Here is a 16,115-nt window from a genome sequence, read left to right as displayed (position 1 = left end):
CAGGAGGAGCGCACGACCGGGGGCGCCCCGTACGTGCGGGACGCACGGGGCGCCCCCGGGACCAGGCCCCGGTCAGGGGTGGCCGGGCGGCGGCGGGAGGGAGGCGAGGCCGAGGTAACGACCCGCCGCCGCCAGAGCCCGGTGCAGATCGGCGGCGACCTCCCGCTCGACGTCCTCGTCGGGAAGCGGATGCGGGTGCCCGAAGTCGATCCACGCCTCCGCGGTGAGGCGACCCCGGGAGACCTGTTCCGCGTACGGGCCCGTCGCGAGCGTGCCGAAGACGAGCAACTCGTGCAGGCCGGACGGACGCCACCACTCGGTCCAGGCCGGCGTCTCGTTGAGCGCGGAGACGAGCCGGCCGGCCGCCATGGCGTACGGCGAGCGGGCCGGGAGACTCCCGTTCCGGTGACTCCAGGTGGCCCACAACCAGCCCTTGGAAAGGTCCGGAACCGGCGGGGCGGGCGCCTCCTGCGGCTCCCCGGCCAGCGCCTTCCGGTACGGCTCGACGTGGGCCAGGAAGTCCTCCCAGTCGGAGCGCAGGTCGGCGAGCGGTCCGTCGGGCCGGGTCGCGAGGGCGAAGGCGGCGGCGGCCAGACGGCGCAGGTCCTCGGTGACGTCGAAGGGGTTGCGGTCCAGCCAATGGTGGGCCTGCTCGTCGGGGGCGATCCCCGACATCCGGGCGGCGACCAGACAGGCGACCGCCAGGGCGGCGTCGACGGCGTCGGCGAGCTCGTCGCCCTCGTCCAGTTCCCCGAACCGCACGAACTCGCCGAGCAGTCCGGTCATCGCCGCCGCGACGTCGTGGCTCTCCTCGATCGCCGCCACCCCGTCGGCGGCCTCGTCGCTGTCGAACGGACCCTCCAGGAAGCCGAGCTCATCGTCCATGGCGGAGATCTTGTCATGCTCGCTCACGCCGCGCGGCGATCTCGCCGGCCGGAGTATCGAGGGACGGAGCCGGGCCGGACGGGCCGGAGGGCGGCGCGGGATCGCGCCGCCCTCCCAGCCCTCAACTCACGCGGTCCTCAACTCACGCGCCGCACGCGGCGCCGTTCAGGGTGAACTGCTTGGGTGCGGTGTTGGAGCCGTTCCAGCCGCCGAGGAAGCCGAAGCTCACGCTGCCGCCGTTGGCCGGGATCGTGGCGTTGTAGCTCGCGTTGGTCACCGTCACCTTCGAACCGGTCTGGGTGTACGAGCCGTCCCACAGCTGCTTGATGGTCTGCCCGTCGCCGTACGTCCAGCCGAGCTGCCAGCCCTTCACGGCGGTGGCGCCGCGGTTGACGATCCGCACCTCGGCCTGGAACCCGCCGGGCCACTGGTTCGTGAGGGTGTACGTCACCGAGCAGGAGCCGGGCGGAACCGGAGTCCCGCTGGGCGACGGCGACGGGCTGGGGGAGGGGCTGGGGCTGCGCGAGGGCGACACGCTGGGCGAGGGAGAGGCGCTGGGCGACGGCGACGGGCTGGGGGAGGGGGACGCGCTGGGAGACGGGCTGGGAGACGTCACGGTCCCCGCCGGGACGACGATCGTGCTGATCGAGTTCGCCGGGAACGTGCCGGTGAAGCCGCCCGCGCCCACCTGCACGTCGGCGTCCCTCTTGATGGCCGAGGTGTCGGCCGCGCCGTACCGGTAGACCTGCGCGGTCGCGCCGCCGGTGCGGCCCTTGATCGCGATGTCGCTGGTCAGGGCGTCGCCGGTCTTGTTGACCACCACGAGGGTGAGGGCCTTGTCGGAGGCGCGCTCGGCCGCGTACACCGCCAGCTTGCCCTGGTCGGCGCTGACCGAGCCGACCGCGGTCTCACCGAAGCGGCCGCCCTTGCCGTCGTAGTTCAGGTACATCCGGAAGGCGTACGCGCCAGGCTGGGAGGCGGTCGGCGGGCTCCAGAGGTTGGCCAGGTCGAGTCCCTCGCGGCCGAAGATGCCGAGGACGTCGGCCTGCGCCAGGGCGCCGTTGATGTGGTCGAGGGCGCCCCAGTTGTACTCGGTGATCGCGGTCCTGGTGCCCGGATACTCGTCGGCGACCAGCTCCTTCATCCGGGGGATCAGCCGGACCTGGGTGTTGATCCAGCTCTCGTCGGTGTACGACGGGTCCCACAGCGCCCGGGTGGAGCGCAGCCGCAGCGCGTCGGTCGTGGGGTCGCCGCCGCTCCCGAACGCGACACCCGAGGCCTGGGGATAGAAGTGCTCGTCGAAGTAGTCGAGGACGCGCAGGCCGTGCGTGTCCTCGTACTTCTTCATCTGCCGCAGGTACCAGGTCGTGAAGGGCAGGCCGTCGCGGGCCGCCTTGTCGGGCGGGTTCGACCAGCAGTTGGTCCGGCCGCAGACCTCCTGGTCGAGGCCCGAGTAGTCCCACGATGACCAGCCCCAGCCGACCGGCCCGAGCGTCTTCGCGCCGGGGTCGGCGGCCTTGATCGCGGCGCCGATGAGGTACGCCTTGTCACGCAGTTCGACCGAGCTCGCGCCCTCGGGGTGGACGTCGCGGTGCGTGCCGTGCCAGATGTCGGGCTCGTTGTCCAGGCTGTAGAACTTCACCCCGCCGGCGGCCGCCGTGCCGTACTTGCCGGTGAGGTGGGCGATCCAGTCCTTCACGTACGCCGCCCCGGCCTCCACGCTCGTGTCGTGGGGGTCGTTGCCGGTGATCTTCGTGCCGTCCGGCTTCACGCCGTTGCCGCAGTCGGGCCGCCACTGGTCGGTCTGCTGCTGCGGGCCGTACTTGGCGACGGAGAAGCCGCAGGAGGCGTCGCGGCCCTTCGGCACCCAGCCGATCAGCGGCATGGTGAGCATCGTGTCGGTGCCGGTGCGCCGGTCCTGCTCCACGAACCGGTCGACGCTGGAGCCGTCGGGGAGCGCGGAGGGGTCGGTGTTGTCCTCCGCGATGTTCTCGAAGAACCAGTCGGAGGCCCGGTTGCTGGTGTCGTACAGGTAGTTGTAGCGGGTGGTCGCGTTGCCGCCCCAGCGCCGTACGGGCAGGCGCAGTTCCTTGGCCAGCGTCTCGTCGGCGTGGTTCATCCCGTAGACGTACGGGCTGATGGCGTGCCTTCCGGCGGTCACGTCCACCGTGACCGCCGGGCCGGTGGCGGCGGCGAGGGCGGCCGGTGCCGCTCCGGCCGCGCCGGCGGCCAGGGCCATCGCCACCGTGAGAGCGGCGGGAAGCGTTGTTCTGAGCACGGGTTTCCTTCCGAATCCCTGGAATCTGGCGGCCTGACGGCGGGGGATTACCGGGAGTCGCCATCGCGGCCAGGGCATCACGCTGGCCAAGGGCCGGGCGGGAGACAAGGAGGAAGGCCGCCGGGGTGCCGGAAGCGGGCGGTGAGCAGGTACGCCCCGTCGCGCGGGACGGAAAGTTTCAGAGCCGGCCGGGGCCGCGCCGGGCTGGCCTACCCGAGGGCGTCGGAGACGCTGGGCGGCCAGATGCCGACGTGCAGGAGCCGGTGCGCGTAGAAGTAGGCCACGAGCTGGCTGCGGTTGCTGCAGGCGAACTGGACGAGCAGCTTGCTGATCCGCTCGGCCACGGTGTACCGGCTGAGGTGCATCTCGCGGGCGATCTTCGTCGTCGTGTAGCCCCTGGCCAGCATGACGATCAGCCATCGGTCGCGATCATTGATCAGGCCGTCGGAAACAAGGTCCATGCGCTGTCCCGCTTCGGATCGCCGTTCCACTGAGTGACCTGGTGAGGTCCCTCTGCGGCGACCCTAGAAAGGGGCGCTTAACGATCGGTATGGCCTGACCATGGCCGTGGTTATGGCCCTCCGGGCCACGCCGGTAGCCCACGTTTGTGGGGTTGTGTCACCTGCTCGTCCCCGGCTCATACTCGACCAGCGACGCGTTCCGAGCAGGCCGGGGGACGATCGGAGGGCGACTCACATCGCTGAGCAGCGGGAGGGCGAAGTGAAGGGCAGGCTGTGTTGAGAGACGTCGTGACGGCCGTGGGGCTGACCAAACGCTATCGGGGCAGCGAGAGACCGGCCGTGGACGACGTCTCCTTCGAGATCGCCCAGGGGGAGACCATCGGGCTCCTGGGCCCCAACGGCGCCGGCAAGACCACTCTGATCAAGATGATCTGCGGCGTCACCACTCCGACCTCCGGTGAGATCCGGGTCTTCGAGGCCGATCCGGTGCGCCAGCCCGTCCTCGCAAAAAGCGGAATCGGCGCGATGCACCAGACCGGTCCGTTCGACATGATGCTCCCGGCGCTGGACAACCTGCGGATCGCCGCACGGTTCCGCGGGCTGCGGTGGCGCGAGGTACGGCCGTGGGCGTTCGAGGTGGCCGACTTCCTCGGTCTCAGCGGTGCGATGCAGCGCCTGGTGTTCCAGATGTCGGGTGGTCAGCGGCAGCGGCTGCAACTGGTGCGGGCCCTGCTCACGATCCCGCGGCTGCTCATCCTCGACGAACCCTCCGCGGGCCTGGACGTCGCGGGGCGGCGCCAGGTCGAGCGGTTCGTGACCTGGCTGCGCGAGGAGCACGGCGTGACCGTGCTGTGGACCAGCCACCACATCGACGAACTGGAGCGCAACAGCCAGCGCGTCCTGGTGGTCGACCGCGGGCGGGTGGTGCGCTTCGCCAAGCCGCGCGAACTCGTGGAGGAGTTCGGCAGCACCCACCTGCTGGTGACCGTCGAGGACCCGGAGTCGGGCGGCCTGGTGGCCGCCTGGGCGGAGTCGGCCGGGCTCAGGGCCAAGGCCGAGGACAACGAGGTGCGCATCGACGACGCGAAGGCACGCGACCTGCTGCCGGAGCTGTCCCGGTACTGCCAGGACCACGCCATAGCGATCAACGGAGTGTCGACCGCCGTGGACTCGCTTGAGGAGGTCTTCCTCCGGATGACCGGGAACGAGGGGTGACGATGGCCGCCGGGCTGCACTTCCACACCGCGCCCCCCGCCCCCATGGCGAGGGCGACGGACCTGCTCGCGGTGCTCTACCGGGAGTACGCGCTGCTCGCGCGCAACCGGGTCTACCTGATCCTCGGCCTGACGCCGATGCTGGTCTACCTGCTGCTGGTGAACACCTCGCTGAGCAACCTCGTCAGGGTCGTCGACTACAAGGGCGTCAGCGTCGGGTTCGCGGTCTTCCTGCTCCCCATGACGCTGGCGATGTCGGTCGTGAGCGCGGCGGCCACGTCCGCCATGGCCGTGTTCCAGGAGGAGATGAGCGGGGTCGCGACCCAGTTGTGGTCGTACCCCATGCGCAGGTCGCGCTTCCTGCTCGGCAAGATGATCGCCGGCGTGTCGCTGGTGCTCGGGCAGACCCTGCTGGGCCTCGCCGTGGCGGCGCTCATCTTCGACCTGCCGTTCGGCCCGGAGAACTGGGTGGGGCTGCTGTCGGCGCTCACGCTGTCCGCCCTCGCGCTCAACGGGTTGTACCTGGCGGCGGCGATCACGATCACGGACTACCAGGCCTTCATGGTGCTGTCGAACGTGTCGATGCCCGTTCTCGTCTTCAGCGCCCCGTCGATGTACACCACCGAGAGCATGCCCACGGTGCTGCAGTGGATCTCCGTGGTCAACCCGCTGACGTACGCGATCAACGGCATGCGGGACGCCGCGGTCTTCGGTCTCGGCGAGGCCTGGGTGGACCTGCTCGTCCTGGCGGTCATGGCGGTCGTCGGCTACACCGTGGGCGGCCGCGCCCTGATCAACCGCGCGCGCAACATCTGACATCCGGCACCTGACACTCGGCATCTGACACGGCCGGCCTGACAGGGCGCCTCACCTCGACACGGGCAAGGGGACGATGCGGACAGAAACCTCCTCCCACTCCTGGCTTCTCTCCGGTTCCGACCAGTCGAAGGTCCGGCTGCCGGGGACGGACCGGGCCCGGGACCCCGCCGCCACACTGGAGATGGCCGGCCGCGCCGCGCGCCGGGCCGGGGTCACCCGGGTCGCGGACATCACCCGGCTCGACACCCTCGGCATCCCGACGTACCAGGCGATCAGGCCCACCGCGCGGACCCTCGCCGTCTCCCAGGGCAAGGGCGTCACGGCGGACCTGGCGAAGCTGTCCGCCATGATGGAGGCCGTCGAGCTCTGGCACGCCGAGCAGCCCATGCGACCGGTCACGACCGCGTCCCCCCGTGACCTCGCCGGGGAACTCGGCTACGACGTCGGCGCCCTGCCGCGGTGCGCGCCGAGCCTGCTGCACGACGGGCTGCCGGTGGACTGGGTCGCCGCCAGATCGCTGGCCGACGGCTCCCCGACGCTCGTCCCGATGGAGCTGGCGCAGTTCACCCTCGTCCGCAGGACGGGCTGGCACCCGCCGGTGTTCTTCTCCTCGACCAACGGCCTGGCCAGCGGGAACACGCTGACGGAGGGCGTGCTGCACGCGTTGTACGAGGTGATCGAGCGGGACGCCGTGACCGCCTTCATGACCGGCGGCGACCGGGGAACCAGGGTCGACCCGCGCTCGCTCGGCTCGCCGGTCGTCGACGACCTGTGCGTGACGATGGAGCGGGCCCGGGTCCGCATGGAGGTCAGGTCGCTGGCCTCGCCGACCGGGCTGCCGTGCTTCCTCGCCCGGATCACCTGCGACGACTATCCCCCGCCGTTTCTCGGCTTCGGCTGCCACCTCAGCTCGGAGATCGCGCTCAGCCGCGCCGTCACCGAGGCCGCGCAGGCCCGGCTGGGCTACATCGCGGGCTCACGCGACGACCTGCACGCGAACGTCCACGACGACCGGGGCGCGCCGCGACGGCCGGAGCCGGCACCGGAGCCCGGCGCGCCGATCACGCCGCTGCACGCGCACGAGAGCCTGGTCGACGACCTGGACGACGTGGTGAAGCGGGCCACGGTCGCCTTCTCCCACGCGCCTCTCGTCGTCGACCTGACGAGGGAGGACCTCGGCGTGCCGGTCGTCAGGGTGCTGGCGCCGGGGAGCCGTGTGTGCCCGGAGGTCTTCTAGTGAGCGAGGGTGTTTCGATGAGCTCGCCGAACGTGGTCGTCTACGCGGGTCCGACGATCTCCGCCAACGAGGTCCGCGGCGTCGTGCCGCACGCGCGGGTACGGCCCCCCGTCGCCCGGGGCGACCTCCTCAGCGAGACCTGGAACCCGGACGACACCGCCGTCATCATCGACGGCTACTACCGGGAGAAGCTGGCGGTGGGCCACAAGGAGATCCTGTGGCTGATCGACGAGGGCGTGCACGTCGTCGGCGCGGCCAGCATGGGCGCGTTGCGCGCGGCCGAGCTGAGCCCGTACGGCATGCGCGGCGCCGGGACCGTGTTCGACATGTACGCGACGGGCGAGGTCGACGGCGACGACGAGGTCGCGGTGCTGCACGGGCCCGCCGACCTGGGCTACCCGGCCGGGACGGTCGCGCTGGTCAACCTCCGGTACGGCTGCCGGGAGGGGGCGAGGACGGGCCGGATCCCGGCGGAGGCCGGGGAGCGCATCGTCCGCACGGCCAAGGCGATGCCGTTCGCGCACCGCACCTGGCAGGAAATCGGTGCGGCGGTGGACTCCGGCGACCGCACCTGCCTGGAGACGCTGCGGCAGATGATCGGCACGGGGGAGTGGGACGTCAAACGGCTGGACGCGCTGGCCGCGCTGCGGGCAACCGGCGAGCAGTCTGGTGAGCAGGCCGGTGAGAGGCCCGGCGAGGAGTCCGTGGCCTGGACGGCCGACACGGCGCTGACGGGGATCACCCACTACGAGGCGCTGAAGTGGCGGTCGAGGCGCGAGTACGCGCCGGGCCGGTGGATGACCGACCTCGACGTCGTCACCGCGGGGCGGTTGTTCGGCGACGACTACCCCCGCCTGCACGAGGAGACTCTGACGGGCCTGCTGACCGGCTTCGCGGCCGCCCAGGGCCTCGACCTGGAGGCGTACGCGCGGGCCACGCTCGGGGTCGCCGCGGCCGAGCCCCTGCCGCCCGTCCTCGCGTCGTGGCTCACCGAGACGGAACGGGCGGCGCTCCCCGCCGGAGAGCAGCTGCGGCTAGTCATGGTGCGGGTCTGGCCGGTCTGGCAGTCGGAGGACTGGCGGCCGGTCGTGCTGGAACGGGTCCGGGAGTCGGGCCACTGGCAGGAGTGGTCGGAGATCGTGGCCCGCGCCGACGAGGCGGCGGAGCGGACCCGCGGGCGGCTCGCCGTCCCGCCGCCGGAGATCTGCGCCAGGATCTTCCTGCGCCACTGGCACGGGAAGGGGACGTCGGCCGAGGTGGAGCTGGCCCGGCGCGGATTCACCGGCCCGCAGGAGCTGGGACACGCCGTCAGGAGGTTCTTCGCCCTCGACGTCCAGAACGCGCGTGCCCCCGAGCGGCGAGCCGACGAGTGAGCGGAGTGGCGGGCCGAGGGACGAGGCCGCGCGCGTGGCGAACGAGGAGGGGAGCGCGACCATGAGCACGGGAACCGCTGACGCCGGCCCGGCGCGGGGGCAGGTGCGGCCCGCGTCCCGGAACGTCCGTGCATCCGCGTGAGGAGAGGGTCATGACCGTGACCACACCCGGGCAGCCGTCCGGCCCGGCCGCGCAGCCGTTCGACCCGGCGGCCGCGCGGCACCGTCCGGACCCCCATCCGCTGTTCCACCGCATGCGCGAGCACGCGCCGGTCTACCGGTACGTGAGCCCCGCGAGCGGCCGGGTGCTGTGGTACCTGACCCGGTACGCCGACGTGCAGCGCGCGCTGCTCGACCCGGATGTCGGGCGGCAGCTCGACCGGCTGCCTCCCGGCCTCGCCGCGCCGCACCGCAGGGCCGAGCTGCGCGACCCGCTGGCCATGCTGCGGCGCAACGTCTTCCACCTCGATCCGCCCGACCACACCCGCATCCGCAGGCTGATGGCGCCGGCTTTCGGCGCCCGTACGGTGGCCGCGCTGGAGGAGCGCGTCCACCGGGTCGCCGGCGAACTGGTGGACGGCATGGCCGCCGCGGGCGGCGAGGCCGACCTGATCCGGGAACTGGCGCTGCCGCTGCCGGTCCTGGTCGTCGCCGAACTGCTTGGCCTGCCCCCCGGGGACCGCGCCCGGCTGCGCGGATGGAGCGACGAGATCGCGGGCAGCGGGGACGCGGGCCGGGTGCGCCGGGCCGGCCTGGAGTTCGTCGCGTACGCCAACGAGAGGATCGACGAGCGGCGGGCGCACCCGGGGGACGACCTGCTGAGCCGGCTCGCCGAGGCCGAGCAGGCGGGCGGGATCAGCCGCGCCGAACTGGTCTCCAGCGTGTTCCAGCTGCTGCTCGCCGGGGACGAGACGACGGTCAACCTGATCGGGAACGGGGTGCTGGAGCTGCTGCGGCACCCACGCCAGCTGGATCGGCTGCGGGCGCGCCCGGAGCTGATCGGCTCGATGGTCGAGGAGGCGCTGCGGTACAACGGCCCGGTCGGGCACTCCCGCCCGCTGTACGTCCTCGCCGACGTGGAGATCGGCGGGACCGTGATCCCCCGGGGGGACGTGGTCGTGCCGGTGCTGCTGGCGGCCAACCGCGATCCGGCGGTCTTCCCCCGGCCGGACGTCTTCGACATCGGCCGCAGCCCGAACCGGCATCTGGGCTTCGGTCACGGCGCCCACTTCTGCCTCGGCGCGGCGCTGGCGCGGCTGCAGGCCGCGGCCGCCATCGGGGCGCTGGTGCGCCGCTTCCCCGGGATCGCCCTCGCGGTCGACCCCGCCGGCCTGGAGTGGACGCCGGACCTGTTCCTGCACGGCGTACGCCGCCTGCCGCTGCGGTTGCGGCTGGAGGCGGGCGTCGCGTGACACCTGCCCCGCACCTGTCAGAGACCCCGAAGGAGCAGGACCATGAGTGACCGACCGCGAGGCCTCGCGGGGCAGGCGAACCTGTCCCGGATGGCCTTCGGCTACGCCACCTCGCAGATCCTCTACGCGGCCGTCCGGCTCGGCGTGCCGGACCTGCTCGCGGAGGAGGCCGTACCGGTCGCGCGGCTCGCGGAGCGCACCGGGTCGGACCCCGGCGCGCTGCACCGGCTGCTCCGCGCGCTGGTGGTGCTGGGCGTGGCGGAGGAGGGGGAACCGGGAAGCTTCACGCTGACGCCGCAGGGGCGGCCTCTGTGCGCCGACCACCCGTGGTCGATGCGCTCCAGCCTCCTGCTGCTCGGCGACCCGGCCACGTGGCAGGCGTGGGGGGCGCTGACCCACAGCGTGCGGACCGGTGAGACGGCGTGGGACCACGCGCACGGCAGCCCGCTGTTCGACCACCTCGCCCGCCACCCGGACCTGTCGGCGGTGTTCAACAGGGCGATGCGCGAGGGCACCGAACGGATCGCGCCCGCGCTCCCCAAGGCGTACGACTTCAGCGGCGCGCAGACCGTGGTCGACGTGGGCGGCGGCAACGGCACGCTGCTGGCGGCGGTGCTGGCGGCCGTCCCGGGCCTCAAGGGGATCCTGTTCGACACCGCCGAGGGGGTCGCGGGCGCCGAGGAGGAGTTCCGGCGGGCGGGCCTGTCGGACCGGTGCGTCATCGAGACGGGCGACTTCTTCGAGGCCGTGCCCGGGGGCGACGTCATGCTGGTCAAGGGCGTGCTGCACGACTGGGACGACCGGCGCTGCGTCGCCCTGCTGCGTAGCTGCCGCCGGTCGATCGCGGCGGACGGACGCCTGCTCGTGCTGGAGCCGGTGATGCCGTCCGCCCTCGGCACGCCGGAGGCGGCCGGGGCCGTCATGAGCGACATCGCGATGCTCGTCTACACCGGCGGCCGGGAACGCGGCAGGACCGAGTTCCGGGATCTGCTCGCCGCGGCGGGGTTCGACCTGACCGAGGTCACACCGCCGCTCGGCGGTTCGGAGATCCGGATCCTCGTCGCGCGACCGTCCTGAGCCTCCCGCTCTCGGCCGCGCTGTCAACGCGTTCGCGGCCGGCGGGAACGTGACGCCGGTCGCCGTTCACTTCAGATCCTCCCACCCCCACCGGTCGGCGGCGCTCCCATCGGGTTCCCGCCCGAACCGGAACCGCTCCTTGTGGCCATCGATCTGCATGAACACTTCGAACAATCCCGCGGCGGGCAACCGTTCGGCCAGTGTGGTGATCTGGTCGTGTGCCTGGACCAGTTGCAGACCGAACAGCAGCACATGCGGTCCGTCTGGGAAACGCGGGTTGAGCGTGGTGTTGGCGGCGGGATCGCGGGCCAGCAGCGTGGCGATCTGGGCATTCCCCTCATCCAGGCAGTACAGGCCGAACAGCAGCGCGCCCACGCTGCCAGGGTTGTCGAGAAGAACGCGGCCGGCGGGATCGCGGGCCAGCAACACGGCGACGTGGCCACGAGCTTCGGGAATGCTCAGGGTTCTCAGCAGCATCCCCACGGCGTACGGGTCGTCGAGAGGGGCGTGTGCGGCGGTTCGCTGGGCCAGCGCGGTGAACTGCTCGTGCGCCCCGACCTTGTGCAGGCTGTCCAGCAGCGCACGCAGATCAGCCGTGTTGTCGAGAGGAACGCGGCCGGCGGGATCGCGGGCCAGCAGCGCAGCGATCCGCGTGTGCGCCCCAGCCTCTTGAAGACCGTTCAGCAGCCACGCCACGGTCAGCGCGCTGTGGCGGTTGTCCAGCGGAAGGCGGGCGGGGTGGCGAGCCCACACCGCCGCGATCTGCGCGTGCGCCTCAGCCGCACACAGGCTGTCCATCAGCAGTCGGCCCACGCTCAGCGGGTCGCCGTCGAACGCGGCGTGGGCGGCGGCTCGCTCGGCCAGCGCGGTGAACTGGTCGTGTGCCCCAACCTTGCGCAGGCTGGGCAACAGCCGCCGCAGGCTCAGCGCGCTGTAGTGGGTGTCCAGCGGGAGGTGGGCGGTGGGATCCCGAGCCAGTAGCGCGGCGATCTGCTCGTGCGCCTCGGCCTTGCGCAGGCTGTCCAGCAGCACACCGACGCCGAGCGGGTCGAGAGGGGCGTGGGCAGCGGCTCGCCGGGCCAGCGCGGTGAACTGCTCGTGCGCCTCGACCTTGTGCAGGCCGTCCAGCAGCACCCCCAGATCAGCGGGCCTGTCGAGAGAAACGCCGCTGACGGGGTAACGGGCCAGCAGCGTGGCGATCTGGTCGTGCGCCCCGGCCCTGTGCAGGCTGTCCAGCAGACTCCCCACGTGGAACGGGTCGTCGAGACAGGCGTGGGCGACAGCCCAGCGGGCGGGGCGTCGATCGGTGGGATCCAGTTCGTGGAGGCGCCGGACGAGGGTGCCGGCGGCTGCGGCGTTCCCATGACTGACGGCCTGTTTGTGGAGCTGGGCGCCTTCCCGGTACAGGCCGCGGGCCCAGGCAGCGCCCCCCAGAGTGCCCTGGTCGGCAGGATGGGCGTGGGCGGCCGCGGCGGTCCAGAGACCGGCAGGTGGGATCTGGTCGGCACGGGTGATGCGGCCATGCTGGTCGAGGTAGTCGGCCAGCCGGTACACCGGCTCACCGTCGGGGTCTGCCGCCGCAGCCGGACGGCCCTGGCTACGGCGAGGGCGGATGCGGGTGAGCGGCCCGCGGGCGCCCTTACACGGCTCGGCGGTGTAGGCCAGTGCCTGTTCGAGCCAGTCCTCCCCGGCCGCGTCCCACTCGGTGTCGGTCAGGTAGGCCGGTGCGGCCGCCTTGAGCAGAGCCAGCGGGATGGTGCTGCGGTGCCGGAGACGGCGGACGTCCATCGCCGCCCAGATGACCGCTTTGGCCACGGGCTCCGCGGTTTCGAGCCGCTTCAGCAGCGCCGGGCCACCGGCCAGATACTGGTTGATCTTCCCGTCTACGGCGTGCTCGACCGCCTCGGCCAGCCTGGCATCGGACTGGGCGGCCCGCCGCATCGCCTCCAGGGCGGCCCCGGTGAACGCCTCCGGCACCTCGATCACCACATCGTCCAGCAGTTGCGCCACCTGCGACCCCGAACGTTGGGTCAGGTCGGCGTGGTGCTTCCGCCACAACGTGCCCAGCACCAGCACCGGCGCCCGCGCCCGGTCGGTGAGCAGGGCACGCAGCTTGGCCGCGACCCGCTCCCCGTCCTCGTCATCGCCCACGTACTCCTGGGTCTCGTTCAACCAGAGCACCGTGCGCGGGCCCACCCGGTCCAGCTCCTGCAGCGCCGCTTCGCGCCGGGTCGGGTCGAAGGGGTGCCACAACCGCCACCCGCCCGCCGCACGCAGTGCTCCAAGGGCTTCCCAGCACGCCCGGGTCTTGCCGGCCGAGGAGCCGGCCACCAGCACCGCCATCGCACTCGTGCCGCCGAGAACCCGATCGACCACCTGGTCCAGCCGCTCGTCGTGCGCCCGCCGGACGTACGACGGCAGCACGCCCACCGTCGCGCCGTCCACAGTGATCGGCCGGTGCACCTCCAACACGAACGGGTCGGTCATCTGGTCCAGAGGCGTGCCCGGCCGTCCCGACTCCAGCACCGACCGGGCGTCGGCCGCCCGAACGGCCCGGCTGGTCTCTCCGGCGCGCCGGCGGGCCTCGGCGATGTGGGCATCGCGCCAGCACCGCTTGTCCCACAGTCCGACGGGCTCACCGGCCCAGGCGTGCGTCGTCCGGCGGGCGTGCTCTCGCACCGCGTCCACAATCCTGATCAGCGGGTCGATCTGCTGGGGGAAGCGGGCGCCGCGCAGCCACGCTCCCACCGTGGTCGGGCTCACCCCGGCGGCTTTCGCCAGCGTCCGGTCCGACGGCTGCCCATCCAGCGTGATCTGGCGGCGAACCCGAGCCAGTGCGGTGAGCAGCACGGCCAGGTCCGGTTCCTGGTCCGCTGCCTCCACTTCTCCCCCTATCCGCCCATCGCCCGCCGTGGGGTGTCCATCCGCCCCGTGGACATCCCACGCCTTTGCCCTGACCTTGTTGCGCACAGTAGGCCGTTCACCGGCCGCTACGCGGCATTGTGTCCAACCTGCGACCGTCTGGTGCCAGGACACCCGTCTGGTCGGCGAGCCTCGGGCTTGTCAACCCCTGGCGTCGTCCGCCAGGGCCACCCACCGCCCCCAAGGGAGCACCCGATGAGCCAGGTACAGATCCTGTCCCTGCTGCTGGCCCTGTCCGCTGCCCTCAACATCGCGATCGCCGCCGCACTGATCGCCCGCCGCAGCAGCGCCGGCACCGCCAACGCGCTCCTCACCGGTGCGGGCGCGGCAGCCACCTTCCTCGGCCTGTACTTCGCCGCCGTCGCCGCCTACCAGTGAGCAGGCCGTTCACACGATTCCCGGCCTCCGCGTACATGACGTCGGACATCGACGCGGAGGGATCGCGCGGCGTGGGGCCTTCGGGGCGCGAAAGGGCTTCGGCGGGCGCGCGGTCTCAGGGGGCCGCGGCGGCGAGGCGTGAGCGCAGCCACGCGGCCAGGCCGGGGTACTGCCCAATCGCCTCCTCGCTGGTGAGGAGGGGCTCCGGCCGCCCGGACAGCACCCGGGCGATCTCCGGCCTGTCTGTCCCGGGGTCGTCGGAGAGCAACGTCTGGGCGGCGAAGAGCTTGGCGGCGATCCGCGGGTTGCTCAGCTTCGCCTGCGCCAGGCGGGCGCGGATCTCGCGTTCGAAGGCGTTCGGCTCGCGTCGCGGCGCGCCGTCCCGGCCGGTCCCCGCACCGGCCCGTTCAGCCGCGCCTGCGCCGGTACCTTGAGCCCGCTCTCCTGTGCCTGCGGCGGCCTGTTCGCCGTCCGCCTCGACCGCCATGCGCCAGGACTGCTCCGCCTCCGCCGCCAGTGCGGACTGCAGGCCGGGGAACAGGGCCGGTCCGATCCCGCCGTGCCGGGTCAGCTCCTCGTCGAGCCGGAGCGCGCAGCGCGCGGCGACCGACATCCCGTGCGAATGGACGGGGTTGACCGCCACGGCCGCGTCGCCGATCACCGTGAACCCCGCGGGCAGCCGTGCCCGCTCGAAGAACCGCCTCCTGTTGACGGTGTCCCGGTACGGCCGGATGAGTCCGAGGGGGGTGGCCTCCGCCATGAGGTCCGCCACGAGGGGGTCGCGCAGCGCGCGGGCGAAGGCCGCGAAGCCCTGCTCGTCGGTTGGCGGCTCACCACCCCGGGTGCCGGTCAGAGTGACGATCCATCTGCCGTCCTCGACGGGGAACAACGTCGCCCCCCGGGCCGGCCGTCCCGGGCCGGGCCCGGGATGCAGCATGATCGCCGGAATCGCCGTGGCGAGGCCGGCGGGCGCCCGGTAGAGCCGGGTGGCGTAGGCCAGGCCGGTGGCGACGGTCGTCTCCTCGACGTCCCGGACGCCGATCTCGGCGAGCCATCGGGGAGACGCCGACCTGCGTCCCGTGGCGTCGACGACGAGGTCCGCGCGTACGGTCTCGGGCGGAGCGCCCCGCCTGCTGACCGCCACCCCGCCGACCCGGGCCGCGTCCCCGAGGAGTCCGAGCGCGCGCGTGTCCTCCCACACCACGACGGCCCCGCTCGCGAGCGCCCGGCGCCGCACCACCTCGTCCAGCAGCCCGCGGGTGCAGGAGATCAGGTGGGCGTCGGTGCGCATGCGGCGGAACCAGCCGTCGGCGGTGAGGATCAGGGCGTCGCCGGGGAGGCCGCGCAGCTGCGCGCCGTGCGCCAGGAGGGCGCCGACCGTGCCGGGCAGCAGCGCCTCCAGCGCCCTCGCGCCGCCGGCCACGAGCACGTGGCTGTGGTGCGACTGGGGCAGCCCCCGGCGCGGGCGGGGCCCGGACGGGTAGCGGTCGCCCTCCACCACCACGACCTCGTCCGCGTGGCGCGCGAGCACGGCGGCGGCGAGCACCCCCGCGAAGCCCCCGCCGAGGACGACCGTCCTGCTCATCGGCCCGAAGCCGGTGGACGCGGCACGACGGTGACCGTCCGATTGCGCACTCCTCCAGCCGGCTCCCGGCCGATCAGGACCGAGCTGATCACGACCGATCCGGGCGCGTCCGGGCTGGTCGCGTACGGGCTGGTCGCGTACGGGGCGGGCGCGGCCGGGCCGGTCACGTGGCGGCCTTCTCGGCCTTCTCGGACGGGACCTCCTCGATCAGGCCCTGCTCGATCATCGTGCCGATGAAGTCCCGCACGTCCGCCACGATCTGCCTGCTCATCGCGGAGTTGCTGCCGGCGAACTCGCGGGACAGCTTGAACATGACCGGCTCACGTTCGCCGTCGCTCGCCACCAGCTTCCATATCCGGGAGCCGGTGTCGTTCAGGCTGTGGAAGTCGCCCGTCTCCGTGTGGTAGAGCGAGACGCCCTCCCCGGTCTCCTGCCAGATCACGGCCTCGCTGATCCGGAGTGACACACTGACCT

At 72.6% G+C, this 16,115-nt stretch carries 14 protein-coding genes and 1 pseudogene; 8 read left to right on the top strand and 7 right to left on the bottom strand.

Going from position 1 to position 16,115, the window contains the following annotated elements:
* Positions 1-72 precede the first annotated feature (72 nt).
* Positions 73-885: a DUF4259 domain-containing protein gene (locus HHX40_RS16410; RefSeq protein WP_182881236.1), complete on the bottom strand. Its 813-nt coding sequence runs from the start codon at positions 883-885 to the stop codon at positions 73-75.
* Between the two features lie 142 nt (positions 886-1,027).
* Positions 1,028-1,336 carry a cellulose-binding domain-containing protein gene (locus HHX40_RS38225; RefSeq protein ID WP_396787968.1) on the bottom strand — a complete coding sequence of 103 codons (309 nt, stop codon included), beginning with the start codon at positions 1,334-1,336 and terminating at the stop codon, positions 1,028-1,030.
* On the opposite strand from HHX40_RS38225, the gene HHX40_RS38220 reads away from it, so the two are divergent.
* The gene (locus tag HHX40_RS38220) at positions 1,263-1,628 is read left to right on the top strand and encodes a hypothetical protein (RefSeq protein ID WP_396787966.1); all 366 of its coding nucleotides are present in this window, start codon (positions 1,263-1,265) and stop codon (positions 1,626-1,628) included. The genes HHX40_RS38225 and HHX40_RS38220 overlap by 74 nt on opposite strands.
* 545 nt (positions 1,629-2,173) lie before the next feature.
* Here HHX40_RS38220 and HHX40_RS38215 read toward each other — a convergent pair.
* A pseudogene (locus HHX40_RS38215) lies at positions 2,174-3,004 on the bottom strand (glycoside hydrolase family 44 protein); the annotation flags it as partial.
* Between the two features lie 368 nt (positions 3,005-3,372).
* A complete protein-coding gene (locus HHX40_RS16400) occupies positions 3,373-3,624 on the bottom strand; it encodes a LuxR C-terminal-related transcriptional regulator (protein ID WP_138460897.1) in 252 nt (83 codons plus the stop codon).
* A gap of 273 nt (positions 3,625-3,897) precedes the next feature.
* On the opposite strand from HHX40_RS16400, the gene HHX40_RS16395 reads away from it, so the two are divergent.
* From HHX40_RS16395 to HHX40_RS16370, 6 genes are all read left to right on the top strand, one after another.
* A complete protein-coding gene (locus HHX40_RS16395) occupies positions 3,898-4,839 on the top strand; it encodes an ABC transporter ATP-binding protein (RefSeq protein WP_220499146.1) in 942 nt (313 codons plus the stop codon).
* A gap of 2 nt (positions 4,840-4,841) precedes the next feature.
* On the top strand, positions 4,842-5,654 hold the full coding sequence (locus HHX40_RS16390) for an ABC transporter permease (RefSeq protein ID WP_111700765.1): 813 nt from the start codon (positions 4,842-4,844) through the stop codon (positions 5,652-5,654).
* Between the two features lie 76 nt (positions 5,655-5,730).
* Positions 5,731-6,894, top strand: coding sequence for a YcaO-like family protein (locus HHX40_RS16385; RefSeq protein ID WP_111700764.1), 1,164 nt, complete (start codon positions 5,731-5,733; stop codon positions 6,892-6,894).
* A 17-nt stretch (positions 6,895-6,911) separates the two neighbouring features.
* Positions 6,912-8,267: a TfuA-like protein gene (locus tag HHX40_RS16380; protein WP_182881235.1), complete on the top strand. Its 1,356-nt coding sequence runs from the start codon at positions 6,912-6,914 to the stop codon at positions 8,265-8,267.
* 152 nt (positions 8,268-8,419) lie between these two features.
* A complete protein-coding gene (locus HHX40_RS16375; RefSeq protein WP_182881234.1) occupies positions 8,420-9,679 on the top strand; it encodes a cytochrome P450 family protein in 1,260 nt (419 codons plus the stop codon).
* 42 nt (positions 9,680-9,721) lie between these two features.
* Positions 9,722-10,756, top strand: a complete 1,035-nt coding sequence (locus HHX40_RS16370; RefSeq protein WP_182881233.1) for a methyltransferase — start codon at positions 9,722-9,724, stop codon at positions 10,754-10,756.
* 66 nt (positions 10,757-10,822) lie between these two features.
* Here HHX40_RS16370 and HHX40_RS16365 read toward each other — a convergent pair whose 3' ends face one another.
* Entirely contained in the window at positions 10,823-13,639 is a 2,817-nt protein-coding gene (locus HHX40_RS16365; protein ID WP_182881232.1) for a hypothetical protein, read from the bottom strand.
* A 234-nt stretch (positions 13,640-13,873) separates the two neighbouring features.
* On the opposite strand from HHX40_RS16365, the gene HHX40_RS16360 reads away from it, so the two are divergent.
* Positions 13,874-14,056 (top strand): hypothetical protein, encoded by a 183-nt coding sequence (locus tag HHX40_RS16360; protein WP_182881231.1) that lies wholly within the window; start codon positions 13,874-13,876, stop codon positions 14,054-14,056.
* Between the two features lie 115 nt (positions 14,057-14,171).
* On the opposite strand, the gene HHX40_RS16355 is transcribed toward HHX40_RS16360, so the two are convergent.
* Entirely contained in the window at positions 14,172-15,641 is a 1,470-nt protein-coding gene (locus HHX40_RS16355) for an NAD(P)/FAD-dependent oxidoreductase (protein ID WP_182881230.1), read from the bottom strand.
* Positions 15,642-15,804: 163 nt separating this feature from the next.
* Positions 15,805-16,107: a PqqD family protein gene (locus tag HHX40_RS16350; protein WP_182881229.1), complete on the bottom strand. Its 303-nt coding sequence runs from the start codon at positions 16,105-16,107 to the stop codon at positions 15,805-15,807.
* Positions 16,108-16,115: the final 8 nt, after the last annotated feature.

Origin of the sequence: Microbispora sp. H10949 (assembly GCF_014161435.1) — a bacterium.
GTDB classification, from domain to species: Bacteria; Actinomycetota; Actinomycetes; order Streptosporangiales; family Streptosporangiaceae; genus Microbispora; species Microbispora triticiradicis.
Note: the sequence above shows the minus strand (reverse complement) of the source record. Positions and strands in the feature narration are given on the sequence as shown.

Coding starts and splice junctions, on each gene's coding strand:
- HHX40_RS16410 (WP_182881236.1), bottom strand. CDS start 885: ATGGACGATGAGCTCGGCTTCCTGGAGGGTCCGTTCGACAGCGACGAG.
- HHX40_RS16400 (WP_138460897.1), bottom strand. CDS start 3,624: ATGGACCTTGTTTCCGACGGCCTGATCAATGATCGCGACCGATGGCTG.
- HHX40_RS16390 (WP_111700765.1), top strand. CDS start 4,842: ATGGCCGCCGGGCTGCACTTCCACACCGCGCCCCCCGCCCCCATGGCG.
- HHX40_RS16385 (WP_111700764.1), top strand. CDS start 5,731: ATGCGGACAGAAACCTCCTCCCACTCCTGGCTTCTCTCCGGTTCCGAC.
- HHX40_RS16380 (WP_182881235.1), top strand. CDS start 6,912: ATGAGCTCGCCGAACGTGGTCGTCTACGCGGGTCCGACGATCTCCGCC.
- HHX40_RS16375 (WP_182881234.1), top strand. CDS start 8,420: ATGACCGTGACCACACCCGGGCAGCCGTCCGGCCCGGCCGCGCAGCCG.
- HHX40_RS16370 (WP_182881233.1), top strand. CDS start 9,722: ATGAGTGACCGACCGCGAGGCCTCGCGGGGCAGGCGAACCTGTCCCGG.
- HHX40_RS16360 (WP_182881231.1), top strand. CDS start 13,874: ATGAGCCAGGTACAGATCCTGTCCCTGCTGCTGGCCCTGTCCGCTGCC.
- HHX40_RS16355 (WP_182881230.1), bottom strand. CDS start 15,641: ATGAGCAGGACGGTCGTCCTCGGCGGGGGCTTCGCGGGGGTGCTCGCC.